Origin of the sequence: Polaribacter butkevichii, assembly GCF_038024105.1 — a bacterium.
Taxonomy (GTDB): Bacteria; Bacteroidota; Bacteroidia; order Flavobacteriales; family Flavobacteriaceae; genus Polaribacter; species Polaribacter butkevichii.
On the sequence record NZ_CP150661.1, the window covers coordinates 2,646,943 to 2,661,793 of the forward strand.

General features: G+C 26.9%; 14 protein-coding genes. 6 read left to right on the forward strand and 8 right to left on the reverse strand.

All coding sequences use genetic code 11. From position 1 onward, the window contains the following. Nucleotides 1-48 precede the first annotated feature (48 nt). A complete protein-coding gene (locus tag WG951_RS11380) occupies nt 49-1,101 on the reverse strand; it encodes a hypothetical protein (protein ID WP_105049689.1) in 1,053 nt (350 codons plus the stop codon). A 181-nt stretch (nt 1,102-1,282) separates the two neighbouring features. Here WG951_RS11380 and WG951_RS11385 point away from each other — a divergent pair, with 181 nt between their 5' ends. The 3 genes from WG951_RS11385 to WG951_RS11395 are packed head-to-tail and all read left to right on the forward strand — an operon-like array spanning nt 1,283 to nt 5,284. After that, nucleotides 1,283-1,792, forward strand: coding sequence for an RNA polymerase sigma factor (locus tag WG951_RS11385; RefSeq protein ID WP_105049688.1), 510 nt, complete (start codon nt 1,283-1,285; stop codon nt 1,790-1,792). Nucleotides 1,793-1,851: 59 nt separating this feature from the next. Continuing rightward, nucleotides 1,852-2,766 carry a FecR family protein gene (locus WG951_RS11390; RefSeq protein ID WP_105049687.1) on the forward strand — a complete coding sequence of 305 codons (915 nt, stop codon included), beginning with the start codon at nt 1,852-1,854 and terminating at the stop codon, nt 2,764-2,766. Continuing rightward, nucleotides 2,756-5,284 (forward strand): TonB-dependent receptor, encoded by a 2,529-nt coding sequence (locus tag WG951_RS11395; protein ID WP_245893534.1) that lies wholly within the window; start codon nt 2,756-2,758, stop codon nt 5,282-5,284. The genes WG951_RS11390 and WG951_RS11395 overlap by 11 nt, the downstream gene beginning before the upstream one ends. Nucleotides 5,285-5,411: 127 nt before the next feature. Here the strand turns inward: WG951_RS11395 and WG951_RS11400 are convergent, their stop codons facing one another. The 4 genes from WG951_RS11400 to WG951_RS11415 all read right to left on the reverse strand — a co-directional run bounded on the left by WG951_RS11400 (nt 5,412) and on the right by WG951_RS11415 (nt 8,451). Next, nucleotides 5,412-5,852, reverse strand: a complete 441-nt coding sequence (locus tag WG951_RS11400) for a GNAT family N-acetyltransferase (RefSeq protein WP_105049685.1) — start codon at nt 5,850-5,852, stop codon at nt 5,412-5,414. Nucleotides 5,853-5,977: 125 nt separating this feature from the next. Next, a complete protein-coding gene (gene rpiB / locus WG951_RS11405; RefSeq protein WP_105049684.1) occupies nt 5,978-6,412 on the reverse strand; it encodes a ribose 5-phosphate isomerase B in 435 nt (144 codons plus the stop codon). Nucleotides 6,413-7,119: 707 nt separating this feature from the next. Then, a complete protein-coding gene (locus tag WG951_RS11410; RefSeq protein WP_170062911.1) occupies nt 7,120-7,293 on the reverse strand; it encodes a hypothetical protein in 174 nt (57 codons plus the stop codon). A gap of 228 nt (nt 7,294-7,521) precedes the next feature. After that, nucleotides 7,522-8,451 (reverse strand): diacylglycerol/lipid kinase family protein, encoded by a 930-nt coding sequence (locus tag WG951_RS11415; protein ID WP_105049683.1) that lies wholly within the window; start codon nt 8,449-8,451, stop codon nt 7,522-7,524. Between the two features lie 112 nt (nt 8,452-8,563). Here WG951_RS11415 and rnr point away from each other — a divergent pair, with 112 nt between their 5' ends. The 3 genes from rnr (at nt 8,564) to tatA (ending at nt 11,813) form a co-directional block, all read left to right on the forward strand. Then, complete coding sequence (gene rnr / locus WG951_RS11420; protein ID WP_105049682.1) at nt 8,564-10,789, forward strand: ribonuclease R; 2,226 nt, start codon at nt 8,564-8,566, stop codon at nt 10,787-10,789. 89 nt (nt 10,790-10,878) lie between these two features. Beyond that, nucleotides 10,879-11,568 carry a head GIN domain-containing protein gene (locus tag WG951_RS11425; protein WP_105049681.1) on the forward strand — a complete coding sequence of 230 codons (690 nt, stop codon included), beginning with the start codon at nt 10,879-10,881 and terminating at the stop codon, nt 11,566-11,568. A gap of 56 nt (nt 11,569-11,624) precedes the next feature. Further along, nucleotides 11,625-11,813, forward strand: coding sequence for a twin-arginine translocase TatA/TatE family subunit (gene tatA / locus WG951_RS11430; protein ID WP_105049680.1), 189 nt, complete (start codon nt 11,625-11,627; stop codon nt 11,811-11,813). Between the two features lie 200 nt (nt 11,814-12,013). On the opposite strand, the gene WG951_RS11435 is transcribed toward tatA, so the two are convergent. The 3 genes from WG951_RS11435 to WG951_RS11445 all read right to left on the reverse strand — a co-directional run bounded on the left by WG951_RS11435 (nt 12,014) and on the right by WG951_RS11445 (nt 14,812). Further along, nucleotides 12,014-12,892: a LytTR family DNA-binding domain-containing protein gene (locus WG951_RS11435; protein WP_105049679.1), complete on the reverse strand. Its 879-nt coding sequence runs from the start codon at nt 12,890-12,892 to the stop codon at nt 12,014-12,016. Then, a complete protein-coding gene (locus WG951_RS11440; protein WP_105049678.1) occupies nt 12,876-13,712 on the reverse strand; it encodes a LytTR family DNA-binding domain-containing protein in 837 nt (278 codons plus the stop codon). Before WG951_RS11440 ends, WG951_RS11435 begins: the two co-directional genes overlap by 17 nt. A gap of 173 nt (nt 13,713-13,885) precedes the next feature. Next, nucleotides 13,886-14,812: an SPFH domain-containing protein gene (locus tag WG951_RS11445; RefSeq protein WP_105049677.1), complete on the reverse strand. Its 927-nt coding sequence runs from the start codon at nt 14,810-14,812 to the stop codon at nt 13,886-13,888. Between the last annotated feature and the right edge of the window lie 39 nt (nt 14,813-14,851).

The window sequence follows — 14,851 nt, forward strand, 5'->3', positions numbered from 1 at the left end:
TTGTAAAGTTATCATCAACTAACTAAAACCTACTACTACTTCTCCTTTTTAAATTTTCTTAAATGCTAAAGTAACAGAAGCATCTGTTTTGCTTTGTAATGTAATTAAGGTGTTACTAAAAGAGCTAATAACCCAATCATTTCCTAAAGCACTTAGTGCGGTATTACTAGCAAAATTAATATTTACAAAAGCTTCTGTTTCCGAACTTACCGTATACGTTCCTTCTACTTCTCCTAGTGCAGCATTAACTACATTTGTAGCCACAATTTTTAAATCGTTAGTAAATTCTATAGACCAATTTGCATAATCGTTTGCAGTATTCGCACCCGCTGTAATAAAAGTTTCTACTTTAAATTTTGTACCAGATAAAATAGCTTCAACCTCTGCTGCTGTAGTTGCTGCATCTTCTTTTTCATCTTCAAATTGAACACATTCTGAAATAGCATTTTGAAATTCTGCATCACTTTTAATTGTTACAGCAGTTCCGTTACTTAAAGTTGCATTTATTGGATAATTTACGGCAAATAACTCATCAGATTGTAAATCTGTCATAAACGTATACAGTTGTTTTTTTGATTGTACAACCACACTTCCGGTTTGTTCTAAACTAATATCATAAGTTAACATGGTAACCGGAAAGTTAATATCTATACAAGAAATTGCACCTTTTCCTTGTGCTTCTGCATTTTCACACTCTTGCTGTAAAGCATCAAATTCTGCTTGATTATTAACTTTTACTTCTGTATATTTACTTGTTTTAACACTAATTGGAAAATTAAAAGATACATTATCAGTATCGTTATTAAATTGTCCCATAATGTTTAAAACTGCAGAAAAATCTAATTTACTAATTAAGGTAATTTGTTGTCCGTTTACAGTAGCTGTTAAAGGAAATAATAATTCAGTACAAGAATTTCCGTCTAAAAAATCATCATCAGAACCATCATTTTGAGCTGCTCTTTCATAATTAGAAGCGGTTGGTGATGTAGATGAATTAGCATTTGGATTGGTACCTATTTCTTTGCTTTCTTCAGATTGACAAGAAGTAAATCCTAATAGTACTGTAAAAGCAATTGCTGTAATTAATTTTAATGTTTTCATTTTAATAAATTTTATAATTAATGTTTCTTGTTTATATGAGTAAAACAACTTTGTTTTATTTTACCCTACCTTTTTTTTAGAATGATTATTTTTTTGTCATTCTGTAAGTAAAACAACTAAACATTTATTTACCCTACCTTTGTTTTAATTTTTTTTTATTTTTATTATTTAAAACCCCTATATGACTAATAAATCTCTTTGTAACGAAATTTATTTTAATGAGTTTTACACTTCTCATATACAATCTGCAAGTAATTTTGCATTCTATAAGTCTGGTGATAAAAATACGTCTTTAGATTTAGCACAAGAAGCATTTATAAAAATATGGGAACATTGCGCTAAAGTCGATTTTACGAAAGCAAAGTCTTACTTATTTACAGTTATTAACAATCTTTTTCTTAATAAAGTAAAGCATCAAAAGGTAGTTTTTGAATATGCAAAAAGTAGTCCTTATTTAGATGTAGATAACCAAAGTCCAGATTATTTATTAGAAGAAGAAGAATTTAAAAACAAGCTAAAAAATGCCATTGCAGGTTTAACAGTAGGCGAGAGGGAAGTTTTTTTAATGAATAGAATTGATGGAAAAAAATACCGGGAAATTGCAGAAACGTTAGAAATTTCTCAAAAAGCAGTAGAAAAACGAATGTCATCAGCATTAAAAAAATTAAGAACTAACATAGACGGAATTTAATACCAATGTAAGGTAGGGTAAACTACGTATTAGTTGTTACATATATAGAAGTACAAAAAATGGAAAACGAAAACGACATCTTAAAATGGCTAAACAGAGATATTTCTGATGAAGAATTGACGCGTTTAAAAGAAACAAAAGACTTTACTACTCTAGAAAAAATTGCACATTATTCCACGCAAATAGAAACACCAAAAGTAGATGTAGAAAAAGCCCTTGCGGACTTAAAATTAAAGACAAAAAACACCACTAAAAAAGGCAAAGTTGTTTCCTTTAATTTTAAAAAATTCTACAAATATGCTGCTGCAATTGTTGTATTGTTAACAACATCGTATTTTCTACTTTTTAATAATGAAGCTAATTTTAAAACCCAATTTGCACAAACAAAAAGTTTTAATTTACCAGATAATTCTGAAGTAATTTTAAACGCAAACTCAGAAATTACCTATTCTAAAAAAGATTGGAAAAATAGTAGAAATTTAACCCTAAAGGGAGAAGCTTTTTTTAAGGTTGAAAAAGGAAAAAAGTTTACGGTAAATACTCAAATAGGAGCAGTAACCGTGCTTGGTACACAGTTTAACGTAAAAGAAAGAACTAATTATTTTGAAGTAAAAACTTACGAAGGTTTGGTAAGTGTTGCTTATAAAGATACCCTTGTAAAACTACCAAAAGGTACTATTTTTAAAGTAGTTAATGGTGTTATTGATACCAACAATACGTTTGATATTAGCGAGAAATCTTGGTTGCAAAAAGAGTCTAATTTTAAAAGTACTGCTTTGCGTTTTGTATTGCAAGAAATAGAAAATCAGTTTGATTATACGATTGAAACTAAAAACATCGATTTAGATATTTTATACTCTGGTGGTTTTACACATTCAGATATAAATGTAGCCTTAAAATCTATTACAATTCCGCTGCAATTGTCTTATAAAATTGATGGTAAAAAAATTACTATCTATACTTATGATCACTAAAATACGTTTTCTTTTATGTTGTTTATTATTGATGACAAGTGTTGTTTTTACTCAGAATTCTTCTGATAAAATTGCACTTTCTACCTTGCTATCAACATTAGAAAAAAGTTACGATATTAAGTTTTCTTATTCAGATACTGATGTAAAAGACATTTTTATACCACAACCAAAACAAGGAATTTCTATTGATGAATTATTATCATTTTTAAACAAAAAAACATTTTTACAGTTTAAAACTTTAGATAATAGATACGTAACCGTTTCATTTTTAAACAAAACCATTGCTATTTGCGGTACCGTTTTAGATGCCAAAACGCTAGAACCTTTATTACTAACTTCTGTAAAAGTAAATGGCTATAAATTAGGAACAACAACCAATAATAACGGTGTTTTTCATTTAAAAAATGTGCCTGTAAATGCTACTTTAAATATTTCTTTTATCGGTTTTAAAACTAAAAATTTTGCGGCTAAAGAATTGTTTTTACCCAGTTGTAAACAATTGTTTTTAGAAGAAGCTTCAGAGCAATTATCAGAAATTATAATGCCGCGTTTTTTAACTGCTGGTTTGCAAAAAAGTACTGATGGAAGTACGGTTTTAAATACCGAAAAATTCGGAATTTTACCGGGTTTAATAGAACCTGATATTTTACAAACTATTAAAATTTTACCAGGTGTAGAAAGTGTAAACGAAAGTATTTCTAATATTAACGTTAGAGGCGGTACAAACGACCAAAATTTAATTCTTTGGGATGGAATAAAAATGTACCATGCTGGTCATTTTTTCGGGCTTATTTCTGCTTATAATCCCTATTTAACAAAGAAGGTTTCTGTGACTAAAAATGGTACAAGTAGTACTTTTTCAGACGGAGTTTCATCTACCATAAACATGGAAACTTCTAACAGAATTACCAATAAATTTTCTGGTGGCGCCGGTTTTAATTTATTAAGTGCAGATGCTTTTGTACAAGTACCTCTAAAAGAGAATTTAGAAGTACATATTTCTGCAAGAAGATCATTTACAGATGTTATTAACACACCAACATATAACAATTATTTCTCTAGAAGTTTTCAGGATAATTCTATTTCTTCAAATATTGTAAATAACACAGAATCAGATTTTTATTTCTACGATTATTCTTTTAAAGTTTTATATGATGTTAATTATAATCATGCCATAAGAACTAATTTTATCCACATTAAAAATAATTTAGATTATAAAGAACAATACACTTCTAATAATACACTTATTGAAGAAAATAGTGCTTTAAAACAAGAAAATGTAGGTGCAAAAATTAGTTGGGATGCAAATTGGAATGCCAAATTTTCTACTACATTATCTGCCTTTTATTCAGATTATAAAATTAATTCATCAGATTTTAATAATGATACTGATCAGTTTCAAACGCAGTTTAATAATGTCTTAGAAACAGAAATAAAACTGAATTCTAAATACGAATTTTCTGATGTTTTATTTTTTACTAACGGATTGGTATTTAATGAAATAGGCATTAGAAATACCACCACTGTAAACGCACCAACTTTTTCTACTACAGAAAAAAAAGTGTTATTAAAAAGTGCTTTTTATTCTGAAATTGAATATCAAAAAAACAATACTTATGCTAGGTTTGGAGTACGTGCAAACTATTTTGATAAGTTTAATAAATTTGTAATTGAACCTAGAATTAATATAAGACAACAGTTAAATACTGCCTTTTCTTTAAAATTAGAAGGTGAATTAAAAAACCAAACAACGGCGCAAAAAGTAGATTTTGAAGAAAATTTTTTAGGCATCGAAAAACGAAGATGGATTCTTTCTGACGATGAAAATATCCCTATAGTAAAAAGCAAACAAGTATCTTTTGGTACTGCCTATGCTAAAGATAAATTATACGTAGATATTACAAGTTTTTATAAAAAAGTAGACGGAATTACAGCAGCAAATCAAGGTTTTTACAACAACATACAAACCTTTAATTCTATTGGTAATTACGAGGTAAAAGGGGTTGAATTTTTAGTAAATAAACAAACTGAAAATATTAGTACTTGGTTAAGTTATACCTATTCTAAAAATGAGTATTCTTTCGATATTTTTTCTCCAGAAACCTTTGCCAATAGTTTAGATATTTCTCACTCTGTAAGTGCTGCATTTAATTACAGTTTTACTAAAAAATTAAAAGTGTCTTTTGGCGGTGTTTTACGTTCTGGTAAACCCTATACAAAACCTGTTCTAGGAAATGAAACCATACAAAACGGAAATAGAACCATTGTAAATTACGACAATCCTAACCAAGAAAATTTAGCTAATTTCTTTAGATTAGATCTTTCTGGAAGCTATAAATTCGATTTTTCTGATGCCTTAAAAGCAACTATTCGTCTTGGTTTTACCAACATTACAGATAAAAAAAATACAATAGATTCTTATTATGTTGTTGATGATAGTAGCCAAAATAATGTAAGAAGAGTAGACAATTATTCACTGCCTTTTACACCTAATTTAAGTTTTAGAGTCCGTTTTTAAAAGAAAATAATTTACCTAAAATTTTATCACTTATAAGTATTGAAAAGTCTTAAAAGTAAAAATTTAAAGTTGAGTAAGTTTATGAGATTTCTCCTATCGTCGAAATGACAAATTGAATGAAAACTAATTAATTTCTATCCATTCTAATATGCGGAATTCCGTCTTCTAAATATTCTTCACCAATTTGAATAAAATGATGAGATTCGTAGAATTTCTTTAAATATTTTTGTGCAGAAATAGTAATTTCATCAACCTTAAAATGAGTTTTTATCGCTTCTATAGACGCCTTCATTAAATCGTGTCCGTAGCCATATTTTCTTTCGGGTGCAGCTACCACAACCCTACCAATACTACTGTTAGTAAAATAATCTCCTGGTTTAAAAATACGCGTGTAGGCCACTATTTTATCATTTTTAGTACCAAAAACGTGCAAAGATTTTTGATCTTTAAAATCTACATCTTGGTACACACAATCTTGTTCTACCACAAAAACTTCAGATCGTAATTGAAGTATTTGATACAGTTCTGTAGTTGTTAACTCTAAGAAGGTTTTTATTTGAAAATTCATTATTTAAAATCTTAATATTCTCTTTATTTTTTGGCTAAAAAAGTAAAATCACTCAAAAAACAACAGTTATTAACAGATTATCATTTCGAGTGATTCTTTTTAAATTTTGTATCGGAAAAAGTTATTTATCCAGCACAAGAAATTTTTTGTACTCTATCTCCATGTCTTCCACCTTCAAATTCTGTAGAAAGAAAAATATCTACAAAGCCTAATGCTTGTTGTAAAGACACAAAACGTGCAGGAATCGTTAAAACGTTTGCATTATTATGTTGTCTTGTTAAGGCTACCAATTCATTATTCCAACACAAGGCAGCTCTAATACCTTGGTGTTTATTAGCAGTCATTTGCGCTCCATTACCAGAACCACAAAGAATTATACCCATTTCTGCTTTACCACTTTCTACAGCATCTGCAGTTGGATGAATTGCATCTGGGTAATCCATAGAAGCATTTGTATCGGTTCCAAAATTTAGAACTTTATAGCCTTTTTTTTCTAAATGTTTTATAATTTCGAATTTGTATTCTGTACCGGCGTGATCGTTACCAATGGCAATTGTCATAATTTAATTTTTATATATTGTCATAACGAGTAAGAATGACGAAGTAATCTTTTTATTAATTAACAGATTGCTTCATTACATTCGCAATGACATAGTTACATCAACAAAAATATAGTTTTTTATGGTTATCAACAGTTATAAACAATCAAAAAAATAGCTTTTTTAATAACTTATTAATTTTAAACCCTTTAGCTATGTTAGGTAATTGTTAAGAAGTATCGGTAAAGTTTTACAAGTAAATTTGGTATATTAAAAAATAATTTTAATACAGCGAGTACTATCACATACACAACTTTTTTTATGAGTTTTTGATAAAAGTTTATCAACATAAAATTAACCATTTGTTTACATAGATTTTGATGTTAACTATTAAGAATTTTAGGTTAACTACTGTTTATAACTATTGTTAATAACTCTAAAATTAAATTGATTTTTAAGCTTTTAAGTAACTCATAACTTGTCAATGATTTTTAATAACTCAAAAAAGAAAATAAAAAGTGATTTTTTTATAGTAGCTATTCACACACTATTATAACCATTATTGTTTTTTTTAAATTTAAAAAGAAAATATAATTATAATATAGAATGTTGATAACTGTTAGTAAAGTAAAATTTTAAAAATTGCTTTAATGAGATTACTTCATTTAAAGTTTCTTTGAAAAAGAATTTATAAAGTAGAGAAGAGATTGAAATAAAAGATGAAAGTACTAAACTGTTTTTTTCTCAGCATTTAAAAGAGATAAAGTATCTTTTTGAATTTCTACGAGTTCCTTTTCAACATTGTTGTTATTTAAAGAAGAATTTATACTCATTACCGTAACAACAATACCTGTAATAAATATAAATAAGAATAAAGCAATGATTTTACGTAGATTTTTCATCTTAATAATTGGTTCCTTTCTTATATAGACGTATTGATTTATAAAACGTTACACAAAAATTAAGATTTTTTTAACTTATTGAAATTTAAATTTTAAAAACTATGGGGTACTGCATGAAATTAGTAAGTTAATTAATTACTATTTTAAGTGAGATTTATAATTTAAAAAACTTTTTATTTAATCCCGTTGAAAAATGGGATTAAATATATATTAAAAACAAATCTATTATTAATTAACACAAAAATTAATCGCTTTTTCAACAATATCAACAGAAATAGTACCAGTTCCAATTAATTCTCCATCAGCTTGTATAAACGGTTTAGAAGATTGTGGAATAACCTTAATGGTTTTTGTTTTATGAGTTTCTACTTTTTTATGATGTACAATTTTTCCTGAATATAATTTTTTAAGATTAAAAAATAAATCTAAAATTGTTAAGTCTTTAGCAATTGTAATATCGAATAAACCATCCGAAGAATTTACATTTTCTGTAAACTGCATTCCACCACCAGAAAATTTACAAATACCAATAATTGTCATTAAACAATTAGTTTCTATAACTTTATTATCAAAAATAATTTTAAAAATAGTTTTTTTATAAAATAATAAACCTGCTATTCCGCTTATTAAGTAGGCAATAGATCCAAAACGTTTTAAAGTTTTTAGTTTATTAACAATATAACCATCGTATCCTAAACCAGCCACATTATTAAAATAGATAGTTTTACTTTCGGTTTTTAAAACACCAATATCTTGTAATATTGTGTTCTTTTTATGGATAATTTCTACAGCTTTTTCTATGTTATTAGGTATGTTATATGTTTTTATCCAATCGTTGCCAGTTCCTAAAGGTATCACAGAAATAGTTATATCAGAAGTTTTTGCGTACCTTTGCATCATTATTCCGTTAACTACATTGTGTAGTGTTCCATCTCCACCAATCGAAATAATATTTCTAAACCCTTTTTGAATAGCGTTTTGTACCAATTCAATTTCGTGTTTAGAAAATTGTGTAAAAGCAAAAGAATAATCTATATTCTTGTTGTTTAATAATTGTTTAATTTCCTTCCACTGTATAGAAAATTTTAGATTTCCAGCGATAGGATTTGCAATTATAAACCAAGAATTATAAACACTAAACTTGTCTAATTGAGACATAAATAATAATTAAATTAAAGCCAAAATACAATATTAGATTGATAACTATTTTTTAATGAAAATCACAGTAAAAAATTGTAATTTGGTAGTATATAATAAGAAGTAAGAATTAATGACAAAAAAGAAGAAAAAAATATATAAAAAGAAAGGGAATGTTGTAAAAGACTTAACCAGAAATATATTTAAAGTATTAAATGAAGACAGCGAAAAAACTTATAATCATAAGCAAATAGCTGCAAAATTAAAAATTTCTGATACTGATGGTAAAACCCAAATAGTAAAGAAATTAGCAGAATTAGCTGCAACAAAACAAATAAAAGAAGTAGAAAGAGGTAAGTTTCAAATTAATGTTGATAAAAAATATTCTATTGGTACTTTAGATGTAACATCTACAGGTAATGGATATTTTATTACGGATGATTATGAAGATGATATTTTTATTCCGAATATTAATTTAGGTAAAGGTTTGCATAACGATACTGTTAAAGCCTTTGTTTACAAAAGACGTAATGGAAAGAAATATGAAGCAGACGTTGTAGAAATTATAGAACGCGCAAAAACAGAATTTGTAGGAGTTTTACAAAAAAACAAAAACAAAAATTTTGGGTTTGTAGTGCCAGATAACAACAAAATGTATGCAGATATTTTTATTTCTGAAAGTAAAATGAATGGCGCAGTAGATGGCGATAAAGTTCAGGCAAAGCTTTTAGATTGGCCAAAAAACTCTAAAAATCCTTTTGGTAAAATTACAACTGTTCTTGGTAAACCAGGAGATCATAATACAGAAATGCATTCTATTTTATTAGAATATGGTTTGCCTTTTGAATTTGAACCAGAGGTTGAAAAAGAAGCACAAAATTTACCGATAGAAATTACAAAAGAAGAAATTTCTAAGCGTAGAGATATGCGTAAAGATTTAACTTTTACCATAGATCCTAAAGACGCAAAAGATTTTGATGATGCATTATCATTTACAAAATTAGAAAATGGTAATTATGAAATAGGTATTCATATTGCAGATGTTTCGCATTATTTAGAGCCTAAAACTATTTTAGATGATGAAGCTTATAAAAGAGCAACCTCTGTTTATTTAGTAGATAGAGTAGTACCAATGTTACCAGAAATGTTATCTAACGGAGTTTGTTCTTTAAGGCCAAATGAAGAAAAATTAACGTTTTCTGCTGTTTTTGAATTGAATAAAAAAGCCCAAATTGTAGGCGAGTGGTTTGGTAGAACCGTTACGTATTCAGACCAACGTTTTGCGTATGAAGAAGCACAATCTATTATAGAAAATGTAAAGTTATCTGACGATGTGCAGCCTTACGTTATGCCTAAAGATATTTCTATCATAGATAAAGAATACACAGTAACTCCAGAAATTGTAGAAGCTACTTTAAAGTTAGACGAATTGGCTAAAATTCTTCGTAAAAAAAGAATGAAAGCTGGTGCAATTTCTTTTGATAGAGTAGAAGTGAAGTTTAATTTAGATGAAGAAGCAAACCCAGTAGGTGTTTTCTTTAAAGAATCTAAAGATGCTAATAAATTAATTGAAGAATTTATGTTATTAGCAAACAGAAAAGTAGCAGAATTTATTGGTTTTTCTAAAGGAAAAGCAACCAATAAAACTTTTATTTACAGAGTGCATGATGAGCCAGATGTAGAAAAGTTAGCTTCTTTAGAAAATATGGTTCGTAAATTTGGTTACAAAATTAATACAGATACTAAAAAAGCTACTTCAGACTCTTTAAATCAGTTGTTAAGTGATGTACATGGTAAAGCAGAATCTAATATGATAGAAACTTTAACCATCAGAACCATGTCTAAAGCAGTGTATACCACTAAAAATATTGGTCATTACGGATTGGCTTTTGATTATTACAGCCATTTTACATCGCCAATTAGACGTTATCCAGATGTAATGACACATAGATTGCTTCAACACTATTTAGATGGCGGAGATTCGCCAAAATCAGATCCTTATGAAGAAAAGTGTAAACATTCATCTAATAGAGAAGAATTAGCTTCTAAAGCAGAAAGATCATCTATTAAGTACATGCAAGTAAAATACATGCAAGATCATAAAGATGAAATTTTTGATGGTGTAATAACTGGTGTTACAGAATGGGGTATTTATGTAGAAATTACGTCTAATAAATGCGAAGGAATGGTTAGAATTAAAGATATAAAAAGTGATTATTATATTTTTGATGAAAAACAGTATGCTATTGTTGGGCAATCTACTAAAAATTTGTACCAGTTAGGAGATGATGTTAAAGTAAGGGTAAAACATACCGATTTAGAAAGAAAACATTTAGATTTTAGTTTAATAGAAAAATAAAATTAGCAATTTTGCCACTATATAAACGTTATTAAGTTCTTATAGTGGTATGTTTATTGATTTAAACACGGTAATTAAATTTTAAAACAATGAAAAAAATAGTATTTATCTGCACACTAATGTTCAGTTTTACATTAGGTGCACAAACAACTATTACTAAAAATTTAGGAGATTATACTGAGTTAAAAGTGTATAATGGTATAGAGTTAGAGTTGATTAAATCTTCTGATCAAAGATTAGAAATCACCGGAGAAAAATCTGAAAAGGTAAAAATTAAGAATGTAAATAACACCTTAAAATTATCATTACCATTTTCTTTAAAACCAGAAAATAATGCTGCTGATGGTAAAATTCTAATAAAACTTTATTACAACAAAGATATTGCTATTATAGATGCTAATGAAGGTGCAACGATAACTGGTAAAGATTTTAACCAAGATAAATTAGAAGTAAACGCACAAGAAAGGGCTTTTATAAATTTAACAACAAAAGTTAAATATCTTACTGTTAAAACTTCTTCTGGAGGAATCGTAAAACTTTCTGGTAGTACAAAAAACCAAGAAGTAGAAGTAGATTTATATGGTATTTACAATGGTTTTGGTATGAAAACCTCAGGTAACTGCAATGTTTTTGCGGGTACAGGAGCTAAGGCAGAAATTTTAGCAGGACAAACATTAAGTGCTAAAGTAAGTTTTGGAGGATCTATATTTTACAAAGGAAATCCAGAAGTAGTAAAAGATAAAAAAGTAATTGGTGGTATTATTCAAAAAAGAAATTAACAAGAGTATCTGTTATATGCTTTTTTGTATCTTTGTATTCTTAAATTAAATAAAACATGTATAGTTTATCAACAAATTTTGTATTTATTGGTGGTCCTCAATTAATAATTATTGTAGTAGTGGTTTTACTTTTATTTGGTGGAAAAAAGATTCCAGAATTAATGAAAGGTTTAGGAAGTGGAATTAAAGAGTTTAAAAACGCTGCTAAAGAAGATTCAGAAGATAAAATAGAAGAGAAGAAATAACGGTTTAATTCTTTTTTATAATCATAAAAAAAAGCTCAATTTGTATAAACAAGTTGAGCTTTTGTATTTTGAATTAAAAAAATCCCCCAAAATTTTTAATCCTTTTTTATGTGCAACAAATATAGATTTCATAATCGATATTTTTAAATATTTGTTGTAAACAGGAACTTTTTAGGGGTATTTGGGATAAATGGGAAGGTTTAACGCAGTAATCTTTGTAAAGATTGTTTAGAAAAACTTCTTGATACAGGAATACTTGTTTTAATAAAATCTGATTTTAGTAAATAACCTCTTGCATTTCCAGAAATGTCATTTATATAATCAATATTTACAATATAACTTTTATGACATCTTATAATGTTTTCATACTCCTTTAGTTGGGTAGCAATTTTAGTTAGCGTAACTCTTAATATCTTTTCTTTTAAATCATCATTTTTAGTTATTAAAAAGAAACTTGCATAATTTCCTTGAGAAGTTGCATAAACTAAATTATCTATACTAAACGTAATACTTTCTTTACCATTATCAGAGTAAATACTAATTTCTTTAGCTAATTCTTTTAAAACACTAATTTCTTTTTCTTTCTTAATTTCTTTAATTTCAGAAACCTTTTTTTCTCTTCTAATTCTTATCTTTTTTTCATTTAAAAATATAAAGTAGATTAAAGGAATTAAACTTACTAAAAGTGTGTAAAATAGAAATTCTAAAAGACTAATTTTTCTTAGTTGATAGGTTATAGAGTATATTTCTGTAATATACCATAAAACAATACCCACTAAGGTAACTCCTACAACCATTAAGAATAAATTTCTACCAATGGTCCAATTATCTTCATTAAAATATTCTTTAAAAATAAGCGCAGGAATATATAAAACAATAAAAGTAGCTAAACATGCAATAATACCTATACCTAAAGTATATTCTAAAATAATTAATTCAAATTGATTTAAATAAAAGGGTTTAAAAAGATATAAAAAAAGAAATATAAATAACCCGTGAAAAAAACTTATTTTTAGTTTAAATTTTATCGAAGGATTAAAATAATAAGGCATAGAAAGCCATTTAATAATTTTTTTCATAGAAAATTAAATTTTTAAGTTCTTCTTTTTTAAAACTTCTAGAAATAGGAATTTGTATTGTTAATAGTTCAGATTCTAAGTAATAACCTCTTGTATTTCCGCTTAAAGTATTAAAAAAAGAAGTATTTACAATATAAGATTTATGACATCTAAAAATAGTAGGAAAATTACTTATCTGTGTAAGAACATTAGATAATGAATTTCTTAAAACTACTTCTTTTACTCCTTTTTCTGTAACTATATAAAAACTTGTATAATTACCCGTTACAGTAGTATAAATTAATTTATTAATATTTATACGTAAGTTCTCTTTTTTATTTTCTGAATAGATTGTTATTTCTTGTACTTTTATTTGATTATTTTTTTGCTTTCTTTTAAAAGCTATTATTAAATCATTTAATAAAAATATAGTTGCTATAGACAGTATAGCTAAAGAAGAAGAATACTTACTAAAGAGTAAAAAACTTAATTTAACTAAACCTGTAATATCTTTATAAATACCGCTTGAAAACCATAAAATGTAATTATAAATTATTAAAAAACAAATAGTTAAATATATAAGAGTGCAAATAGTCCATTTTTTATAATTTATTTTTTCTAAGAATACAAATAATAAAAATGGAAGGACAAAGGTTAAAACACCCATTAATACAGTATACCCAAACAAATGTTCTTTTAAAAGATATAATTTAAAAGGCTTAAATAGGTTTAAAAATAGAAAAACTAATAGTCCATGTAAGATGGTTATTGGTAATTTATTTAAAATAAATACCTCAATACCAAAAGGTTGGTTTATTTTTTTTTTGATAGTCTTAAACAAAGTTGTAAATTTTTGAGCAAAAGATAATATTTATATATTATATAAGCTTATATTTTACAAAGTAGCTTATTAATAAATTTAAATATTTTAAGTTGTTTTAATTTTCATTTGTTTAAAACTTCATCTTTTATTAAATAGAATTCAACAAAAGATGAAGTGAATATGTACTTAAATTATTTATCTAATTTTTTAGTTTTTGCATTTTTCATTGCTTCACCAATTTGGTTACTTGCTGTAAAACTAGCTACCATATCGTTTAACATTTGACTACCTGCTTGTGGCGAATTTGGTAATAAAATTAAGTTACTATTCGTTTCACTACCAATAGATTGTAAAGTATCATAATGTTGTGTTACAACGATTAATGCAGATGCTTCTTGGCTGTTTATACCCACTCTATTTAAAACGTCTACAGACTCTTCTAAACCACGTGCAATTTCTCTTCTTTGGTCTGCAATACCTTGCCCTTGTAAACGTTTACTTTCTGCTTCTGCCTTTGCTTTTTCTACAATTAATATACGTTGTGCATCTCCTTCATATTGTGCGGCTGTTTTTTCTCTATCTGCAGCATTAATTCTATTCATTGCTATTTTAACCTGAGCATCTGGATCAATATCTGTAACTAAGGTTCTAATAATATCAAAACCATAATCAGACATGGCATCATTTAATTCTGTTTTTACAGCAATAGCAATATCATCTTTTTTTACAAAAACATCGTCTAATTTCATTTTTGGTACTTCTGCTCTTACCACATCAAAAACATAACTTGTTATTTGTTCATGAGGGTAATCTAATTTATAAAAAGAATCATATACTTTATCTTTAATTACTTTGTATTGTACAGAAACTTTTAGTTTTACAAATACATCATCTAATGTTTTTGTTTCTATAATTACATCTAATTGTTGAATTTTTAAACTCAATTTTCCTGCAACTTTATCAACAAAAGGAATTTTTAAATGAAGTCCTGATTGACGAATGCTGTGAAATTTTCCAAAACGTTCTATAATAGCGGCTGATTGTTGTTTTACCATAAAAAAGGAAGCAAAAAGAACAAGTGCACCAAGTACGATAATAATAGGTATTGAAGATAACATAGTTTATTTTTTAATTAATAATTTGATTTACGTAAAGAT